The organism is SAR86 cluster bacterium, assembly GCA_023703535.1.
Classification (GTDB): domain Bacteria; phylum Pseudomonadota; class Gammaproteobacteria; order Magnimaribacterales; family TMED112; genus TMED112.
The window spans coordinates 849760-869840 of record CP097967.1; the positions used below are offsets into that span (position 1 = coordinate 849760).

Here is a 20081-nt window from a genome sequence, read left to right on the forward strand (position 1 = left end):
CTGAATACGACAAGTTTAAAAATCAATATAAAGAATTTAAGAAAAGCAATTAAATCGAAATGTTAGGTAAAGATAGTAAAAAAAATATTCAATTTCCCGTACAAAAACAAGGCACACCAAGTGTAGTAGTTTTAGAAGACTTTTTTAATGAAGAATTTATAAGAGAAGCTAATAATGATTTTGAAGAGTTTATAAAAAAATCATCTGAGGTCGATTTTCTTAGTTTTGGAGAAACACGAAAAAATCTATCTTCAAGAGGATCTAGATATGAGGAAATTGTCAAATCGTCAAAATCTATCAACAAAATTTGTGAATATATTAAGTCTGAGGAATTCTTTAAAAAATGTATTAAAAATTCGACTGAAGCATTCAATAAAAAAGGATTAAAAATAAAAATTCCAAAATTTAATCAAAATTCCTTTGACTCTCTTAGGTTTGCTAAAAAATTCTCTATCTTATGGGCACTTAATAAGCTTCGCTTTGTTTTGTTTCGAATTCCCTTTTTTGGAGACTTATTTGAGAGATTAAGTTTATCTATTTTTGGAAACGTAGCTCCTACTATTGATGTTGCACAATCTGCAATGGGTTATGAAGTTGGAATGCATACTGATAGCAGATTTAAACTCATGGCCGGAATTATTTATTTAAATACAACAAAAAATGATAGTGACGGGGAAACAGAGTTTTGGAGCTCCGAAGGTCTTTCAAACCTTGAAAATCAAAAAAGATATCCAGATAAGGAGGATATTAACAATTCCAAACTTTTAATGAGTGTTAAACCTAAGGCGGGAAGAACTGTTTTATTCATAAACTCAAATGATGCTTATCATAGTGTTAAGAAATTTAAAGGAGATAAAAGGAACATCATATATTTTTCCTTTTCTGTTCCTATTTTAGATAATATCTGGAAAACAGATTTTAAAGTTAAATCTCTTTAATTGCTTCAAGCATGTGTTGATGAACAACATCCTCTTTGCCTACCAGATCATTAGCTAAACAAAAGCCTATGACTGCCTGCATAAGATTCATTCGTGAGCCATCAATACAATTAAGAGAAAGAGAGCTTGCATCTCTTAATAGTTTTGAAGGACTGTTTATATAATTAACATCGAATAACAGAGCTTCTTTGTTAATTAAACTTAATTGACTAGTTGAAAGAATAGAATCTTCATTATTTCCATCTTTACCTATAGAGGTGCAATTTATAAGAACATCATAGCTTCCTATATCAAAATTAAGCGAACCATAATCTTTAAAATTCATTCCAAAATCGGTAAATAAACCAGAAATTTCCTGATTTCTTCCATAAACATCTACATCAAAATTTTTATTTTGATTAGAAAGTTGATAGCACAATGATTTTGAAACTCCTCCAGTTCCAAGAATGCATACCCTTTGAATATCTAAATCTTTTTTTACAGAACTAATTGATTCGAGTAAAGCTAAGGTATCAGTATTAGCTGCTGTAAACTTGCCTTCAGAATTAAAGAAACAATTTTTTGGCTCAATAAAACTACCATTATCATCTGCAAAATAATTAGCAACAACTTCTTTAAGTGGTGCTGCTACGGCTCCACCAATAAAATCAGGTTTTGTTGTTTCTGAATCTAAGAATTCTATTGCATCGCTTTCATGCTCTATATCTACAGTAGTCATTTCTGCATCAATATCGAGCGCATTAAAAGCAGCATTCCATAAAATAGGAGAACGAGCACCCTTTGAAACATCTTTCCCTATTATTACCGCCCTCTTCATCGTCAAATTACTTCTTTAGAAACTGCTTTTGCAACGTTATCCATTTTTTTCATGAGAGAATTAAACGTTTCAAAGTTGATTGGTTGCAAAGGATCAACAGCAGAATTTTCTGGATCTGGATGAACCTCTAACATTATTGAATCAGCTCCAGATGCAATTGATGCAAGTGTCATTGGTTCGACCCAATCACGCCAGAAGGTTGCATGGGATGGGTCTGTAGCAACTGGAATATTTGTTATTTCTTGTGTTGCTGGAACAACTTGTAAATCCAATGAAAATCTAGAAGTTGCCCTGTGAGTATGTGGAATTGACATTCCTCTCTCACATAAAATTAATTTTGTACAGCCCTCCTTAAGAGCGTACTCAGCTGCTCCCAACCAATCTCTTAATGAGGCACCATAATGTCGTTTAAGCATTATAGGGAAACCTGTCTTTGCTGATTCTACAATTAGAGGATAATTTTGCATGTTTCTAGATCCAATCTGAAGAATATCTGTAGCATCGCATACTGCATCTAAATGTTTTTCTTCCATAACTTCAGTTATGACAGGTATTTCAACCTCCTCTCTGGCTGATTTTAACCACTTTAGACCATCTAAGCCCGTTTCTGTATATTTCTCATTTCTATAAGGAAAACTTAAAGGTTTGAAAGCTCCACCTCTTAGAAAACTAGCACCTGAAGCTTTTACTGACTTCGCAGTTTCTATGATGAGTTCTTCTGACTCAACCATGTTTGGACCTGCCATAACAGGAATCTTTTTACCATTAAAAACAACACCTGCTATTTCGAAAGGTTCTTTTGAAAAATTAGCTACTAAAGGTATTTTGGACTTTATATCCTCTTCAGTTATATCTTTTCCGGGAAACTTGTTATACATCTTGCCCTAGTTTAGCTGATCTCACATCATCAGAAAATGAAATTATTGAATTATTCTCCACAGATGAATATAAAGCATGAATATATTTTATTGAATCTAAACTGGATTCTGCACTTGTAGGAAAAATAATTTTTCCTGAATCATTAAAATTTTTACTAATTTCTTTAAGCATATGATAATGACCGTTACCATAACCATTTTTTACAGTTTCTGAGTTCTCTTTAAGTTCATTTGATAGCTCCACTCCATCAAGCTTAACTCTTGTAAGCTCATTTAAAGCGATACCTCCAACTGAAATTTGATATTTATCAGTCACCACTTCTAATGATGCTGAAAAATCTTCAGGTCTCACAGCGGTCGTTGCTTCAATTGTAAAAAATCCACCCTTTAAAAGTGTTCCAGACGCAACAAAAGTATCCTCAGCCTCAAGTTTATTATTGATATTTCCAGAGAAACCAGATAAAAATTGCGGAGGGCCAAATAAATAAAATAGAGCATCAATATGGTGTATTGCTTGTTGGCTAATTACTCCACCATCTGTTTTCCATCTCCCGTGCCATTCATCATTGTAATAATCTTGAAACCTACACCACTGCAATTTAACACTTGCTGAAATGATTTTTCCAAAATCATTTTGTGAAAAGAGATTTTCAATATATTTAATAGGTTTATTCAGTCTGTTTTGAAATACACCTCCGTAAAGAACATTTTTTTCTTTAGCAAGTGCCATATTTGCAACAACATCCTCTACGTTAAGACCTATAGGTTTTTCACACAGAACATTAACTCCATTTTGTAAAAGTACCTTTGAGTTTTCAGCATGACTGCCTGATGGAGTAGTAATTATTGCAATATCAACATCATCTTTGCTTACCTCATCTATTGAAGCAAAGGTCTTACCTGAATTCTCTTTTTCCCATTTGCTCCTTGATTCTGCATACTGGTCTATGCCTACAGAAAAAATATATTCATCAGATAAATTTTCTTTAATAACTTCAGCATAATGTTGAGCTGCTCGCCCTAAACCTATGAAAGCTAGTTTTAATTTACTCAAATTTCACCTCAAACTTACTCATTTCTTCTTCAGTGCTTATTTCAATCATATCAGCTTGATTAAGTTGGGGGATAAGATTTACCCTTTTTTGTAAAAAGTTCCCATTCCTTAAATCTGATGCATTAAGTGTGCACCCAAAACCAAATGGACAAATCATCACTGATGATTCCTCCAATTCTCTTGGTAATAGCTGATTATTTATTGCTATTTCACTTTCCTCTCCTCTTGTAAAACATATTCTTTTTTCTTCATGGCTATAAAGTGTTGGTAGAAATGCTGATTCGTAAAAACTATCTACCAAATTTTTAAAACTACTCTGATCTCTAAAAGGGTAGTTAACAGAAGAAAGAGTAATAGAATTAGGTATATATTTTTGATTTTCAAAATCTAAAAGACAATCTTTTAATACATCATTTAAGGAGGTGTCATAGTCTTTTGTGCTTCTATCAAAAATATTGAGTCCAGATTCTTCTGCTTGCTTCAAAGCCTTTTTATCAATTCCACAAAATACTATGTCTTCAAAAACCGAACTTTTTTTTGCATCACTTATAACTTTTCGCAAAAGACCAAGACGAAAGTTGTCATATTTTTCTCTATCAAAAATAATAAGTATGTCTTTTGTTTTTCCTTTATATTCACAAAGATTTTCACTCTTAAATTCGTCTGCTTCCATTATTTGAACAATTTTTTTAGCTCTTTTTTTATCTGCTTCCTGATGTATGCCATGATGATGAAAAACTACTGCATCCGGCTCATATACAATCTTGAGTTTATTCTTTATAACTTCTTTTCCCCAAATTCTGTCCTCAATATTAGTCACTTCATCATCGAAACGAAATTTCTCCCAGGTTTTTCTTGTAAATGCTGAGTTGGCGTTGTGAAAAAAAGAATCCTTTTCCTGAACTCTCTTATCATTTCCAAATGTCAAAAATAAATCCCTTTTATCGAGATAATGTGATGAACTTGTGGGTACTTGCTTTCCATAAACACCCGCAATTTTTTCATCTTCTAAATCACTTACTAAATTTTTAAGCCAATCTTTCTCTTTGGGAATGCAGTGAGCAGACAAACATATCAGATAATCTCCTGAAGAGTTTTCAATTCCATAATTTATTGCGTTTCCTGGTTTAAATTCTTTGAGGGTAACTACTTTTACATTCCATTCTTTTGCTTTTTCAACAGTCTTGTCTGTGGAACAGTTATCTACAATAATTACCTCAAAATTTTTGTAATCCTGTTTGAAAATTGCATTTAAACAAATAGAAATCCATTTTTCTTCATTCTTTGTTCTAATTATTATGGAAGCTTTTTTCATCATATTTTCTCTGGTACCGGAGGTAAATTGTCAAAATCATTCTCTTTGATCCATTCGGCTGCCTTATTAGCTAAAAATAAATCAAAATTATTATGTATGTCTAACGCTGAAAAGCTTCTATTATCTGTTATCAGCTTAACATTGTCACCAATTCTACGCCCATTCCTCCAAAGGTTTGAACGAGATGCACAAGCTAACCCAGTATCTTCCCTGTATGATTTTCTTCTAACTTGTCTACTCTCATAAACACTCATCCATTCTTTTAGACGTATTGGATTATTATCAATTACCTCCCAAAAGTTTTTGTGAGTTTCATTAGCGACGAATACACTCTCTAATTCATTATTTTCTTCAAGTGCATCTATAGCATGATCTATCCATCCATCTCTTCTGAACAAATCAGTACATGTTAAAAAAACGCATATATCAAAGCTTTGTTTAAATATTTTTTCTGACTCCAATAAAGAATACTTTAATGTCTCCTCAGTGGTTGTTAAATCACCTGAAACATCACTAGTACGCAAAAACGGAACTTCTGCACCATATTTTAAAGCAACCTCCCTTATGTCTTTATCGTCTGTAGAAACAACTATTTTCGAAAGTTTCTTAGATCTTTTAGCTGCCTCGATTGGCCATGCAATTAAAGGATGACCCAAGAATTCTCTTAAATTCTTTTTCTCAAGCCCTTTAGAACCTCCCCTTGCAGGGATTATTGCTATACTATTACTCTGCATTAAAGGTAGATTTTACATGATAAGTATAGTAATTCCATCTAGAAATGATGACATTGAAGTTTTTCAAAAAACCATTAACGCAATAAAAAAACAAACTGTATTGCCAAAAGAAATTATTATTGTTGATTCAAGTACTGATAATTCAATAAAAAACTTTTTACAAAAGCAAAAATTAAAGCTAATTAATCTTATTTACAAAAAAATTGATGGGTCATTTGCAGGAAAAAGTACAAATATTGGAATGTCTCTTGCAACACAAAAGTTTATTGGTTTGCTTGATACCAAAACAATTCCAAATGATACATGGATAGAAAAATACATAAAACAATTGGAAAGAGATAACTCAGATTTGATTTTTGGAAATACAAAATTCTTCTCTAAAAATAGATTTCAAAAAATACTAAGAATTCTTTCATATGGTGACGCGTCACATGAAACAGTTCCTGGAACTATATTTAAGCGCAGTAAATTCGGCAAAAAAATGTTTTTCATTGAAAATGTCAGATCATCATATGATATTGAGTGGAGAGAGAGACAAAAAACTCTTTTGAAAACTTCTTTAGGTAATGAGATTGAAATAGAGTATGGAGAATTTCCAAATTCATTCTTGGATGCTGCAAAAAAATACTTTATTTATAGTTTTTATACTGCAATTGTAAATGTTCAAAAGGATGCGAAAGATCTATATTTATCAATTTTTATAATCTTATCCGCATTAGTCATACCAAGATGGAATTTTTTTCTTGAAGGCTGGGATGAAAATCCGCTCTATATTGCAGATGTAACAAAAAAATACTTTTTATCACTATTGGTAATTTTTTTGAGTTTTTTAATTGCATCAAGATTTTTTCCTAAACAAGTAGAAAATAGGCTTCCATTTATTACTCTTAAATACACAGTTTTTCTTTTTATCTTTCTTTCTGTTTTTAATTGGAATGCAGTAGTGGCTGACTGGGTAGAGGATACTGTTTTTTACATTCCACATATCACGAAAATTTTTGTGGTTTTAGTTTTGGTTTCCTCTGTATTGGTTAGAGGACTTTTTAAACCAGTAAGCAACAAAGTTAAATTAAATTATCTTCTTCCCTTTAGGTGGTTATTTATTGGCACTATTGGGCTAATACTGGATATTGTTAAAGCTCCTGGTTACATAATAGGTTCCTTGATTTCAAAATTTAGATAAAACTTTTTATATCAAGAAACTCTGATTCAATGTTGTAAGATTTAGAAATTCTTTTTGGGATTTTTAATGCTTTAATTTTTAAGCTCTTTGAAAATGAATTCATAAATCTTAAGAAATTAAGTGGACTCCCATTTAAGTCATTTTTATACTCTTGTAATTGTTGAATTATGTAATCTTTCACAATAAAAATACTCTGATCTGCTAACCCCTCGTCCCAATTTATTTCTATTTTGTTATCAATTGAGAGATGAATATCCTTAACAAAGTCAGAATTTTCTTTGAGCACATATTTCACATAAGGATTTTTATCAAATATTAAGGGTACAAAAATGTCAGCACCCTCAGAAATATTTAAATGCTTTTCAAATGCAGATGTTGAATCGATAATAAAAGTATCGCCCCAGCACACAAATATTAGACTACCATTTGCTTTAAAACTACGTAATCCATCTAAAACAGCTTGTCCATCCCCTGAACCAGACTCACTTTCAATGAATTTAATCTTAGATAAAAAATGATCCTCAATATTTTTGTTGAACAATTCTTTTGAAGATTTATCTTTAGGTATTGGTATTATTATTGTTTCAAAATACTTATTAACTTCCTCTAAAAGATAATTTATCGCTGCTCTACCATTAATTTTTAGTAGTTGCTTTGGTACTGATGATTTCATTCTTGATGATTTTCCAGCACATGGAATTATAATTTTTCTCAAGAATCTGATCTCCATTTCGAGCTATTTGCGCCCATTATTAATGATGAAATTTTTAAATTATCATGTTTGCCTGAATCAATAGATTCAAAATCTTCAGCGAGTATTTCTTTAAGATCTAATTGATATAATTCACTCATATTTAACCTTATGTATCTGGAATCTTGTTTTGATGGAGAATTTGAGATAATTACATCAAAAAGTTCAGGTACCTGAAAATTAAGTTTTCCCTTTTGATTTAAATAAAACCTTGCCTGTTTAATTTGATCTGCAGCTGTAAATTCTGGCGTTTCATTATCATGATCAATATTTGTTATAAAAAACTTTTGTGCTGAAGATTTTGAAATCTCTTCAGTTAATCCTTTTGTCCAATAAGTTGGATATAAACTGCTGTATTGAGTACCAGGACCATATATTATTATGTCAGCTTTTCGAACTGCTAAAGCAGTATCTTGGCTAAGGTCAGGGAATGGTGATGATATATTTTCAAGAAATTGTTTTTTCTTAATAAGCCCTGTTAAAGATTCAAATTGTTTCTCTTCTTCTTCTGATAGTGGGTATGTTTTATAAAAAATTTCAAAAATTGGTGTTTTTCCCTCATAACCTACAATTTCTGACTCGTCTTTCAGAAGCTTTCCATCCTCTGTAAGACCAAAAAGATAACCAGCTTCTGATGAATTAAGGAAAACCTCATTTGGCAAATTGAAGGCATCTCTCACCATAAGTTCAACTTTCTTTATATCCCCATATTTATGCTCTAGAGAACCATAAATAATATTAGACAAGGCAAAATCTTGGATTTCTAATGATTTATTTTGCTCTTCAGAAATTTTTTTAAAATGTGAAAGCGAATCACTAATTATCTCTTGCATCTGATAATTCATTTTTTGGTAATAAGGGAAAAACTCTGATTTATAATTTTGATTATCTAAAAGCTTAGAAATATCATTTTTAAAATCAAGAAAGTCACATGATGTACGGCTTTTAAAAAAATCGAGCCCCTCTCCTTCAGGATAATAAAATTCATATTGAGTTTCTTGGACTTTTCTTAAATCAGAAGGTCCTAAAATTTTGTAATCAAAAAAAGCTCTTATCGCGCCAGTTGAAAGGCCATCATCATAAGCATTAATAATATTTGTTAAATTTAAATTAACGTCATTTACTTTTGAAAACTCTCTAAGTCCATCACATAAGTTTATCGAGCCTCTTCCTCCTGAAAATACGACTACATTCAAACCATTTTGATTAATATCATAAAATCCTTTTTTTCCTTGAATACCATGAAGATATCCTTTGAAAAAATAGCGAAGATTTATTAGAAAATTGTGATAATTAGAATGAAAGAATAAAAAAAATAAGCCTGCAGTAAACTTTAAATTGTGAGCAAGCAAGTATAAAAACCACCCAACCGAGAATGATTTGAAGTTCTTTTTAAGAAATAATAATGATCCTCTTGTTGAGTAATATAACCATTGTTTATTTGCATATTTATTTTTGCTGCCTGTTTTAGTATCGTGATAACCAATAGCTTTCGGAGTAAAGCGATGAATATTTTTCGCTTTTATAGAACGGTACATCAGATCATGATCGTCGTAATAGAGAAAGTAATCTTTATCAAACCAACCAATTTCTTTTTCTATTTTTCTGGAAATTAATACCATACATCCATTTAGGGCATCAAGAGTTCTAGCTTCAGAGAATTTTTCGTGATTAGTCTCATTAACACCAATACCCTTTGCTATTGCATAGTAAGGTTTTAAGTCGGCACCAATAGCATGCAATGTATCCTTATTTTGAAAATAAAATACTTTTCCGCCAACAAAAGTATGTTTTTCTGATTTTTCTGCTTCATTAACTAGCTCAGCAACACAATCTTTATCAAGTACTACATCTTCGTCCATTTTTAGCATGTATTTCCAATCCTCACGAATAACCTTTAAGGCTTCAATATATGAACCTGATGAACCAGAATTTAATTTTAAATCTAGAAGTTTTATTTTTTTGTTATCTATTTCCCTAGAAAAGATTTTTTTAATTTCAGATACTGTTCCGTCATTAGAGTTATTGTCTACAACAATTACCTCAAATGAATCCTCTGGATAATTTTGTGAAAGAATGGATTGAATGCTTTCATTGATAATGTACTTTCTGTTATAACTTGCTACAACGATGCTAACAAAAGGTTTTTTCATTTTGAAAGTTCCTCATAAATTGAAGTATATAACTTTAATCCTGACTTTAATGAAAATTCTTTTTTGCCAATTTCAATACACTTTAAATTTAGTTTCTCTTTATTATTATTTGGATTTACAAATTTAAAAACTTTCTCTATATCGCCTTTAGCAAAATTTGTAATAATTCCACAGCCTTGCTTAGTTAAGTATTCAATATCATCGTTAAACCGATTGCATATAATTGGGACTCCGCACATAAGAACCTCTCCTATTTTTGTAGGCATAGAGGCTTTAACTGAAAAGTTTTCATTCAAATAAAATATACATGCATTAAAGTTATTAATTTGACTAACTAGTTCTTTCTTATCTCTAATAAATTTAATTGAAATCTTTTCAAGATCTTTGAATCCAGTTTCTCTAGCTATACTCATTATCTTAGATTCAGGGGTTGAAGAATATATGTCTAGGTAAGCATCTCTATGCTTTTGAGAAAACAAATTGAAAAAATTTAAAACTTTTTGAAAATTATATGCTGTATCAAGAGTTCCCAAATAACCGAATCTTATAGTTTGATCCTCATCTTTTTTTATTTTTTTAAATACATTTTCATCAGCACATGTTCTGATTGTTGTGATGACTTTTTGACTTACCTTATGCTCTTTTACTAAAAATTCTCGTGAATGATCTGTTAAGGTTATTATTTTATCTGCACTTTTCAAAAGTTTTTTTTCAATGGCTTTAAAGAAAATATACTTATATCCCGATCTGTTCCATCCAGCTCTATCAGCTTTTTCGTCAGCCCAAAAGCCCCTCATATCGAAAATTAATTTGAATTTAAAGAATTTTTTTAAAATTAATAATGGAATACCCAATAAGTAACCTCTTAAATGAATAATGCCAATTCTATTAAAAGATAGAATCAGAATTAGGTTGCTTAATAAAATAAACAAGTCATAAAGAGTTGCTAATGTAGTTGGACTTTTATGGTAAATACTTTTTATCCATTTAATTCCTGAATTTTTTATTATTTTTGAAACCGCTGATACTCTTTTAGTGTCTTTAAGATCATATGGTTTTTCAAATGAATAAAGAATAAAGTTATAACTTTTTGCAAGTCCTAAAACATAATTGAGAACTTGTGATGACCCTAAAGGCTCTAAAACACCGTCATAGGATAAATAAAGTATTTTTTTATTTGTATCTTTCAACATACCAAGAATTAAATTGAATTAAACTCCACAACTTGTGTTCATGATTTTTCTTACCCTCTAAATGCTCACTTAGAAATTTTTCTACAACCTGTTGATTAAAAAAACCATGGGTATCATTTATATCTTTTGACAACATTTCTTTAGTCCATTTATTTAAATCTGTTTGCATCCATTTTGAGATTGGCACTCCAAATCCTTGTTTAGGCCTCTCTATTAATTCTCTTGGAAGATAATTAGAAATTAGGTCTTTTAAAATAATTTTAGAATTATTACCTTTTATTTTGAATTTTTCTGGAATTGAATACGCATATTCAATTACATCTTTATCTAAAAAAGGTACTCTTGTTTCTAAACTGTGAAACATTGCTGCTCTATCAACTTTGCATAAAATATCATCAACCATATATGTTTTAAAATCGGTGTACATCATTTTCTCAATGAAACCTTTAGTGCTAAATTCGTTGAAAATGTCTTCATAATGACAGTCAGGTTGATTATTAACTAAAATTTCATCATCACTTTTCCATTCTCTTATCATTGAACTGTAATAGTTATATTGAGAATCAATATGTTTTATTTTTTCATATGCTTTATCAGCTCTTTGTGAAAGATTACCTGAGAAAAAGCCTTTTAGAATGGTTGAGAAAACAAGTTCAAAAAGTTGTTTACCGCCGCTACCCAGTATACTTAATAAAACTTTTCTAATTGCATAAGGAAGCAAGTAAAAGATTTTTAAATACCTACTAGCAATTATATATCTGTTGTAACCACCAAAAAGTTCATCTCCACAATCTCCTGTAAGTACAACTTTTACATCCTGACTAGCAATTTTTGAAATCATCATTGTTGGAATTTGTGAGCTATCAGCAAAAGGCTCAGTATAGGCTTTACTTAATGATTTGATTATTTCTTGCGTCTCTTTTGTAGAGCAAATTACTGTTTTGTGGTCAGTTTTAAGATATTTAGCAATCTTTTCAGCATGAATAGACTCGTCATATTCACTAAATTCGAAACCTATAGTAAATGTTTTTGTGTCTTTGTTAGCTTTTGACATTAGTGATGCAATTAGGGTTGAATCTATGCCTCCGGATAGAAAACATCCTAATGGCACATCAGACAATTGCTGTAGTTTTATCGCATTAGAGAGCTTTTGATTTAAGGTTTGTTTAACATCTGAGTATTTAATGCCTACATCTAACGTTTTTGCTTCATGTAAAGTCCAAAACTCTTTTAAAGAAACAGAATCTTGTTCACAAAAATCTCTAAAAGTATCAAAATTCTTTAATTTTAATTGGTCCAGTTTTATGCTGATTGAAGTTGCAGGAGGTACTTTAAAAATATTTTTAAATATTGTTTTAGGTGCAGGTACATACCCAAAATTTAAATATTCCATTAATGCTTTTTCACAAATTATTTTTTGAAATGAACTAATATCCTCAAAAGTAATAAGATCTGAAGAGGCAGCAAATACTCCTTCAAAACAGCATATGTACAGCGGCTTTTCACCAGCCCTATCTCTAGCTAAATGAATTTCATTATTCAATTTGTCGTAAATTGAAAAACTAAACATTCCGTTAAGATTTTTAAGGGTTTCATCTAACCCAAATTTATCAATCATGCAGATAAGGGTTTCAGTATCAGAGGTAGTTTTAAAACTAAAATCTTTTAAAAAATTTTTCCTGAGATCCAGATGATTGTAGATCTCACCATTATAAGTTAATGCATATCTTTCTGAATGAAATGGTTGATTAGATCTCTCATTTAAATCTAAGATTGAAAGTCTTCTATGTCCTAAAGCAACAAATGCATCTTCAAGAGGAAAAACACTTACTCCAGAAGCATCTGGTCCTCTGTGTTTTATTTTTTGCATTGAAAGATTTACTTCTTGCTCAGATTGAGGAAATCTTCTATCTGAATAAGAGAAATAAATTCCACACATTACAGAATTCCCTCATAATTGTTGAAAATTTTTTGGTCACTGAATTTTTTTCTTATTAAATTAACTGATTCCTCTCCCATTTTTTTTATAATTTCAGGTTTTTCAATGAATTTATTTATTGCTTTTTCAATAGATTCACTAGACTTCGATTCTATTAAAAATCCATTTACTCCATTAATCAAACATTCTCTGCAACCAGGTACGTCTGATAAGATCAAAGGCAATCCAGCACACATTGCCTCTAAAGCTGACCTAGGCAGCCCTTCTCTATATGAGGGCAAAATAAAAACATCTGATTTTGAGTAAATATTTTTAATTTCTTCATGGCTTACTTTATTTATTAGCTGTACAGAATCCATATTTTTTAAATTTTCAAAAGCATTTCCTTTGATAGAAGCTATATTCTCTTTATCATCAGGTGAAATGATTGTAAATTCTGCTTTATTTCCAACTGATTGAATTGCAGCACATAATTCATTTATGCCCTTATCTTTTAGAAGCCTACCTACGAAAATAAACTTCAATTTATCTCTAAAATTATTATCTTTTCGCATCTTAAAATCGTTTTGATCTATTCCGTTTCCATAGATAATTTCAATATTTTTTTCTTGAATAAAACCTGATTTATTAATCAATTTTTTATCATCAGGATTTTGAAAAATAAACTTTGAGTCAAGAATTGAAAAAATTCTTAGAGCAATATTTATTGCAATCCTTGCAATCCTTGCTTTAAATGAATTATTGATAAAAGAATATCCCAAGCCAGAAAAAATTAAATATTTCTTTGCCTTGCTAAACAAAGAAGGAATAACCCCCAAAGCAATTGGCTTAAACGAAATAAAAAAAATGTGAGTTGGATCAATTCTCTTTACTAATGAGTTAAGTTCAAGAGAAGCCTTCAGATTCTTAAAAATATTCATACTTTTTCTGCCTATATCTAAGTGATGAATATTTTTTGAATCAATTTTAAATCCATTTGTATTTGTTATCAGATGAATATCATTTTCCTGTGCTAGATGTTTTAAAAGATTAAATCTATGAGTTAAATAAAATTCATAATTATTTATAACAAATATAATCTTATTTTGATTTTTCATTCTCTTGGCTAAATTGTTGATTTTGAATGTAAAGAAAGGCAAAAAGAAATGGATAGATTGTTGTGAATCTATATCTGCTTAATGTTCCAAGATTGGAAATTGTATAGGCATAAAAACTCAGAGTTACCAAAAGGCCTAAAAGAAGAAAAATACCGGTTAAAACCTTCTTCTTATCCCCTTTAAAGATATCTTGAAATAATTTATAAACTATAAAAAGAATAAAAATATTTTCAAAGAATATTATTATGCCTAAGCCTCCTGTTTGCCATGGAAATGGCCTTACTAGTGAACCAACAAGTGCTTTGGCGGTTGTCCAAACAAAATCAAGATATTCTGTTGCCACAATGCCCCTATTGACTATAAATCGATCTATTCCAGCCTCTAAAGCAAACGCATTTCTGTAAAGATTTAAAAATGGTATGTATTCATCAAAAAAGATAAAGCTTCCTAAAAGTATTAAAGATATTAAAACAAGTAAACCTGTAATTGATTTATCTATTCGAAAAACTAAAACGCCGAAAAACATTATTAGAAGTGCAATACTATTTTGAATTTTGAAAATAAAAATTAAAAAAATACATAATAGTGAAACTAAATATTTCTTTTCAATTAGTGATATAAGAGAAATTACTGTAAAAAATATTATAAGAACCTCTCTTAAAGAAACCGAGCTATAAAGGATAAAACTTGGCAAAAGAAGTAATGCCAAAATTTCCCATGATTTAATCTTATTTCTTAAATATATATAAATTAAAAGAGTGTATATCTGATTTGCAAAAGCTACAGATGTTATAGTCAGATTTGAAAATAATGGAACAAATGAAAAAAATATTGATGATAGATTTGTAACTGAATTTCTAACAGCATCATAATTACTTAAACCAATCTCTGGAAGTCCGTCAGCTCTAATTTCATTTACAGTATTCGTGTAAATGTATTGATCTGGCATATATAGTGGATCAAATAAGACATAATTGCCAAAGAAAGGTGTTAGAAAATATAAACACCAAAAAATGAAGTATTTCTCTTCAACTAATTTAAACCTTGTAAGAATAATTAAAATTCCCACAACACAAAGATAATTTGCTATTTCCGAAATAAAAAAAAGGCTTGAAAATTCGTTTATAAATTCTGAATTTCCTGTATTGAACATTTAAGAGACTAGAATTCTCTTTCTAATGTACAGAACAAGCACTGAAAGCATAAAACCTATAAAAGTAAAGCCTAAATAAATGAACTGCAAGTTAATGAAGTCTGGATTTTTCGATCTTCTTGGCTGTTCAAGTACTTCTATAGAGTAATAATTATCTTGCTCCACAAGACTCTCATTAAGGAGTTGTTCTTTAAGGAGACCTATCATTGCATTCTTAATTTCAACATCTGAAACACTTGCAATTTTATCTGATAAAAAAACAATTTTGTTTGTATTTTTACTTCGCTCTCTCTGTTTGATGCTGTCATCAGTTACTCTTATTAAATCTGTTAACAAGGTCTCATATAAGTCAGGATTTCCGGTAGAAATTGTGAATCGCAATAAATTTTGCTCCTCGGTTAGATCCTCTAAATCTACTTCTGATTTTATATGGTTTCTTAAATCTACAAAGTTAATCTCATTGTTTAAATCATATCCAATGATCCATGATTTAATAACATCCCATAATTTTGGATTTCTTTTGAATGTCTCAGATTTTGTATCGAAGTTTGAAGAAAAAATTTTCTGATCGTATCCTTTCTCCCATAATTTCTCTGCAACTTCAGTTGAAAAAACAATATTATAAAAATCCCAGAAATTATTACCTGCTCCTCCACCAGTTATAAGACTAAGAACTGAACTGCTACTTGGCAAAGAGGCGTTTCCACTTTCATCTTTAAGTTTTACGTCAGCAATGATTTGATATTTTGGTGAAAGAGAAAAAGAATAAATAAGAGAAATAAATAAAAAACCAGCTGTTGAATATAAAACAAATTTGTAGTTTTCTTTAATAAGATTCAGTAAATTACTTAATATTTTCCCAATCTGGGTATTGCTTAGAAAGTTATCCATTTCCATAACTGATTATAGTAAGTAATTATTTAAATTCTTCCAAATATAATTTTGCACACTTTTCAATGGAGAATTCGTTTGCTCTCTTCATTAATACCTCTTTATCAATAGGGTTCAGAATTTTTTCAATAACTGCATTCGCCATTTGTTCCTCATCGCCCATTGGAATAAGATTACCAAATTCTCCATTATTTAAGATTTCTTTTGGGCCATGGGGGGTGTCTGTAGAAACAACATTTGTACCACAAGATAAGGCTTCTGCTATAACAAGTGCAAATCCCTCAACCTCCGATGAATGGACGAACAAGTCTGATGATGCCATGTATGGGTAAACATCTTTTTTGAAACCTAATAGTTCAACATCATTTTCCATATCGAGTTTTTTAATTACATCATTAATTTCTTCTCTCATTGGTCCGTCTCCCAAAATAAATAATTTAAGATCTTTATAGTTCTTCAACTTAAGTATGGATAAAGCTTTAATGATAGTTATAAAGTCTTTTCTTTGTTTTAAAGTTCCAGCTGCAAGAATTACCTTTTTATTGGTATTAAAAAGAGTTTTCTTATCATCTTTTAGGTTTTTAGGTATTGGAATACCGTTGTAAATGACCTTAAATTTGTTATTTGGAAGGATAGTAATTTTTTTTATGGAATTTTCCACTCCTTTGGAGACTGAAATCAGTTTATTAGCGAAAATATATGAAATTGTTTTAGAAAGTCCTATAGAAAATAAAGAATGACCTAATAATTTGGCAAAAATCTTCTCATATGCACAATGCTCTACAAGAAAAATCTTCGATTGTGAGCCTGAAAGTAACTTCGCTAAAATTGTGACTGTTGTTACTGGCCACATTGCTGCGACTATTTTTTGTGGTTTTATTGCTCTAATAGTTTTTATTAAAGGGTTAAGGGAAAAAAGGATTCTCTTACAATCAAGATCTATAACTTTAATTTTTTGGTCTATTAAATCGATTAAAGGACCTTTTTTTTCAAGAGCACAAAAGATAACTTCATGCCCAGATTTAGCCCACTCATTTGCAAGATTCACATGAATTCGCTCTGCTCCTCCGCCTTCAAAGTTTGGTAGAACAATTAAAATTTTCATAAGTCTTTAATTGGTGCCCAGGGCCGGACTTGAACCGGCACGGAGTCGCCTCCGAGGGATTTTAAGTCCCTTGTGTCTACCAATTTCACCACCTGGGCTAAAAAAGATATAGACAAATTATTCAGAATCTTTTACTACTGCCCTACCTAGAAGTTTTTCCCAATCTCTTTCTGGTCTAACTTCTAAATTAGTTTTCCATGCACCTTTGAGAACATTTAAGTCTATATTCTTCATATCACCAAAGTGTATCAATGCCTGAATATCTTTAGGAAAACAGCTTCCACCAAAGCCATATTTTCCGTCATGTCCTGGAACATTTGTATGAGAGTGGCCTACTCTTCCATCTCTCACAAAACCCTCAACTACTGTATCCCAATCAGCATCAACTTCATCTGAAAGTTTTTTCATTTCATTTAAAAAAGACACCTTCGTAGCAAAAAAAGTATTACATACATATTTGATTAACTCAGCAGTCTCATAGTTTGTTTCTATAACAGAGACAGATTGTCCAAACCTGTCTCGGTAGAGTTCAGCCACTTCTTTTGTATCACTTTCAGAGCCTCCTAAGACATATCTGCTTTGGGTTATAAAATCAAATGATGCGCTTCTTTCAGTCAAAAATTCAGGATTAAATACAAATCTCAGTTTTGGGAATTTATCTTGAATCATTCTTGATGTTCCTGGAACAATCGTTGATCTTAAGAGAAATATTGTATTTTTTGCTGAATTCTCATTAATCTGATTATCAATGCTCGAAATACAATCAAGAACCATATCAAGGTTTATTGAACCATCTTCATTACTTGGGGTTGGGACTGAAATGAATACAAATTTTGAATCATTTACAACTTCATCAAGAGTGTTTATTGTTCGAGTGGGGTCCTTATCAAAGATTTTTACCTCAGACTCATACCCAGAGTGTGGAGAGAAACCCTGAGCTACAGCTGTCCCCACAAACCCTTTTCCTATAATGCCTATCTTATTCATGAATCGTGTATTTTAATCCCTTTTTCTCTCTTTTTGAAATTTTATTGTTAAAATATGGGCGATTGGAAGAATATGCAAAAATTTAGAATTCTGTTGATATCAATTTTAATTTTAATTTCTCTAGGAGTGTTATTTTTTCTAGCTGACAAGGAAATTAGAAATAAAGAAGAATCAGGTTTCACTTATCAAATTTCTAGGCTCATTCCAGAGAGTGTAAAGGACTTTTTGAAAGAAACTCTTTTTGCAAAGTCGGCTTTAGAAAGCAAAATAGAAGTTTTAGAAAAGGAAAAACTTCTTACTGCGCAAGAAAATATAACTTTATATACAAATATTTCTCAAATTTTAAGGAGCTCTTCTGTAAGCAATATATCTGCTCCCCTTCAATCCGAAGAAAATATTGAAGAACTTGTAAATGTAAAAAAATTTAAAATAGATTTTCTTAGTAATGGAAAATCACTTTTTAGCAAGGCTTCAGCATACCTTGAAACTATTGATGAAAATGTATTAATTGTTTCCGCAGATGGAGTGGTTGGATATTTCAATATTAGTCAATTAGAAACAAGTAAATTGAGTATTACCTCGATACCAACCAATATCGAGAGTTTTATTGACTATGCTGAGTTTTATACCCAATCTTTTTTAGGAATAAAAGATGTTTTTGTCAATGATGGTAATGTTTACGTATCTTACACCAAGCAACTGGAAGAAGATTGCTTTAATATTTCAATTCTCAAGGCGAAAGTAGATTACAAAGAACTTATCTTTAATGATTTTTTTTCAGTAGATGAATGCACAACAAGAACATCAATCTACGATGATAATATGCATCATGCTGGTGGCAGAATTATTTCATTAAATGACACATTTTTAGTTTTAACAGTTGGAGATTTTGGAAATTATGAAGCAGTTCAAGATGATGATTCTTACTTTGGTAAAATCATAAAAATTAATATTGATACAAAAAACTATTCAATAATCTCAAAAGGTCACAGAAATCCCCAAGGATTAGCATTAGACGTTGTCTCAAATACAATTATAAGCACTGAACATGGCCCATATGGTGGTGATGAAATTAATTTGATTGATTTGGGGACATCAGAGCCTGAAAATTTTGGCTGGCCTGTATCATCATATGGTGAACATAACAGCTTAGGAAGGGTTGAGATCAATTCAAGTCTTTATGATAGGGCTCCACTAAACAAGTCTCATATTGATTATGGTTTTAAAGAGCCTGCAAAATTCTATGTTCCTTCAATAGGTATAAGCGAAGTAATTTTTGCTCCAGAAAATACTTTATTTAATGACAATGAAAGAAGAATTATTGTCTCCTCTATGGGCTATACACATGAGGGGTTTGATTTAGATGATTTCACCTTACACATTTTTAAAGGTGATTATAAAAATGGACTTCAGCAGGATGTAAAAATTAGGATTGGAGAGAGGATAAGGGACATAAAATATGTGAAAAGCATTGGAAAATACATAATGTTTTTAGAAAACTCTCCAGCGATTGCTCTATTGTCTAAAAAAGAATTGTTAGAGGATAAAATAACTAACCTAATATCCAGAAGTGGTAAAGAAATATACTTAAGATATTGTGCTGCCTGTCATACAAATGGGTTTGCTGGATCGCCTTTGTTAAAAGACGAAGCTGAATGGGATTTAAGATTATCATATAGAGGTCGAGAACAATTAATCTACAATGCATTTTATGGTTATAAGGCAATGCCTGCTAAAGGCGGTTGTGGCGACTGTTCCTATGAAGAAATAGAAAAATCAGTTGACTATATGTTGAATTTTAAAGACCCTGGACCTACTGGAGGCTGAGAACGGAATCGAACCGATGTTAACGGAGTTGCAGTCCGCTGCATAACCACTCTGCCACTCAGCCAG

At 30.8% G+C, this 20081-nt stretch carries 17 protein-coding genes and 2 tRNA genes; 3 read left to right on the plus strand and 16 right to left on the minus strand.

The window, feature by feature from the left end; all coding sequences use genetic code 11:
* Nucleotides 1–59 precede the first annotated feature (59 nt).
* On the plus strand, nt 60–938 hold the full coding sequence (locus M9B42_04395; GenBank protein URQ64012.1) for a 2OG-Fe(II) oxygenase: 879 nt from the start codon (nt 60–62) through the stop codon (nt 936–938).
* Here M9B42_04395 and M9B42_04400 read toward each other — a convergent pair.
* Genes M9B42_04400 through M9B42_04420 form a run of 5 tightly spaced genes read right to left on the minus strand, consistent with a single transcriptional unit; the run spans nt 925 to nt 5736 of the window.
* On the minus strand, nt 925–1755 hold the full coding sequence (locus tag M9B42_04400; GenBank protein ID URQ64013.1) for a hypothetical protein: 831 nt from the start codon (nt 1753–1755) through the stop codon (nt 925–927). The two genes, M9B42_04395 and M9B42_04400, sit on opposite strands and share 14 nt — an antisense overlap.
* 2 nt (nt 1756–1757) lie before the next feature.
* Nucleotides 1758–2633 (minus strand): 3-deoxy-7-phosphoheptulonate synthase, encoded by an 876-nt coding sequence (locus tag M9B42_04405; GenBank protein ID URQ64014.1) that lies wholly within the window; start codon nt 2631–2633, stop codon nt 1758–1760.
* Entirely contained in the window at nt 2626–3687 is a 1062-nt protein-coding gene (locus M9B42_04410; GenBank protein ID URQ64015.1) for a Gfo/Idh/MocA family oxidoreductase, read from the minus strand. The genes M9B42_04405 and M9B42_04410 overlap by 8 nt, the downstream gene beginning before the upstream one ends.
* Nucleotides 3680–5005, minus strand: coding sequence for a glycosyltransferase (locus M9B42_04415; GenBank protein URQ64016.1), 1326 nt, complete (start codon nt 5003–5005; stop codon nt 3680–3682). Before M9B42_04415 ends, M9B42_04410 begins: the two co-directional genes overlap by 8 nt.
* Nucleotides 5002–5736, minus strand: a complete 735-nt coding sequence (locus M9B42_04420) for an acylneuraminate cytidylyltransferase family protein (GenBank protein ID URQ64017.1) — start codon at nt 5734–5736, stop codon at nt 5002–5004. The genes M9B42_04415 and M9B42_04420 overlap by 4 nt, the downstream gene beginning before the upstream one ends.
* A gap of 16 nt (nt 5737–5752) precedes the next feature.
* Here M9B42_04420 and M9B42_04425 point away from each other — a divergent pair, with 16 nt between their 5' ends.
* Nucleotides 5753–6919: a glycosyltransferase gene (locus M9B42_04425; GenBank protein URQ64018.1), complete on the plus strand. Its 1167-nt coding sequence runs from the start codon at nt 5753–5755 to the stop codon at nt 6917–6919.
* Here M9B42_04425 and M9B42_04430 read toward each other — a convergent pair.
* The 10 genes from M9B42_04430 to M9B42_04475 all read right to left on the minus strand — a co-directional run bounded on the left by M9B42_04430 (nt 6912) and on the right by M9B42_04475 (nt 18188).
* Entirely contained in the window at nt 6912–7634 is a 723-nt protein-coding gene (locus tag M9B42_04430; GenBank protein URQ64019.1) for an NTP transferase domain-containing protein, read from the minus strand. The genes M9B42_04425 and M9B42_04430 overlap by 8 nt on opposite strands.
* The gene (locus M9B42_04435; GenBank protein URQ64020.1) at nt 7631–9823 is read right to left on the minus strand and encodes a glycosyltransferase; all 2193 of its coding nucleotides are present in this window, start codon (nt 9821–9823) and stop codon (nt 7631–7633) included. Before M9B42_04435 ends, M9B42_04430 begins: the two co-directional genes overlap by 4 nt.
* On the minus strand, nt 9820–11016 hold the full coding sequence (locus M9B42_04440) for a glycosyltransferase (protein URQ64021.1): 1197 nt from the start codon (nt 11014–11016) through the stop codon (nt 9820–9822). The genes M9B42_04435 and M9B42_04440 overlap by 4 nt, the downstream gene beginning before the upstream one ends.
* Nucleotides 10997–12955, minus strand: a complete 1959-nt coding sequence (gene asnB / locus M9B42_04445; protein URQ64022.1) for an asparagine synthase (glutamine-hydrolyzing) — start codon at nt 12953–12955, stop codon at nt 10997–10999. Before asnB ends, M9B42_04440 begins: the two co-directional genes overlap by 20 nt.
* Nucleotides 12955–14052 (minus strand): glycosyltransferase family 4 protein, encoded by a 1098-nt coding sequence (locus M9B42_04450; protein ID URQ64023.1) that lies wholly within the window; start codon nt 14050–14052, stop codon nt 12955–12957. Before M9B42_04450 ends, asnB begins: the two co-directional genes overlap by 1 nt.
* Entirely contained in the window at nt 14036–15205 is a 1170-nt protein-coding gene (locus M9B42_04455; GenBank protein ID URQ64024.1) for a hypothetical protein, read from the minus strand. The genes M9B42_04450 and M9B42_04455 overlap by 17 nt, the downstream gene beginning before the upstream one ends.
* A complete protein-coding gene (locus tag M9B42_04460) occupies nt 15206–16096 on the minus strand; it encodes a Wzz/FepE/Etk N-terminal domain-containing protein (protein URQ64025.1) in 891 nt (296 codons plus the stop codon). It lies immediately after the preceding gene.
* A gap of 25 nt (nt 16097–16121) precedes the next feature.
* A complete protein-coding gene (locus M9B42_04465; protein URQ64026.1) occupies nt 16122–17201 on the minus strand; it encodes a glycosyltransferase in 1080 nt (359 codons plus the stop codon).
* Between the two features lie 11 nt (nt 17202–17212).
* Nucleotides 17213–17299, minus strand: a tRNA-Leu gene (locus M9B42_04470).
* Nucleotides 17300–17318: 19 nt separating this feature from the next.
* On the minus strand, nt 17319–18188 hold the full coding sequence (locus M9B42_04475) for a hypothetical protein (GenBank protein URQ64027.1): 870 nt from the start codon (nt 18186–18188) through the stop codon (nt 17319–17321).
* A 72-nt stretch (nt 18189–18260) separates the two neighbouring features.
* On the opposite strand from M9B42_04475, the gene M9B42_04480 reads away from it, so the two are divergent.
* The gene (locus tag M9B42_04480; GenBank protein ID URQ64028.1) at nt 18261–20015 is read left to right on the plus strand and encodes a PQQ-dependent sugar dehydrogenase; all 1755 of its coding nucleotides are present in this window, start codon (nt 18261–18263) and stop codon (nt 20013–20015) included.
* Here the strand turns inward: M9B42_04480 and M9B42_04485 are convergent.
* Nucleotides 20006–20079 (minus strand) — tRNA-Cys (locus M9B42_04485). The two genes, M9B42_04480 and M9B42_04485, sit on opposite strands and share 10 nt — an antisense overlap.
* Nucleotides 20080–20081 lie beyond the last annotated feature (2 nt).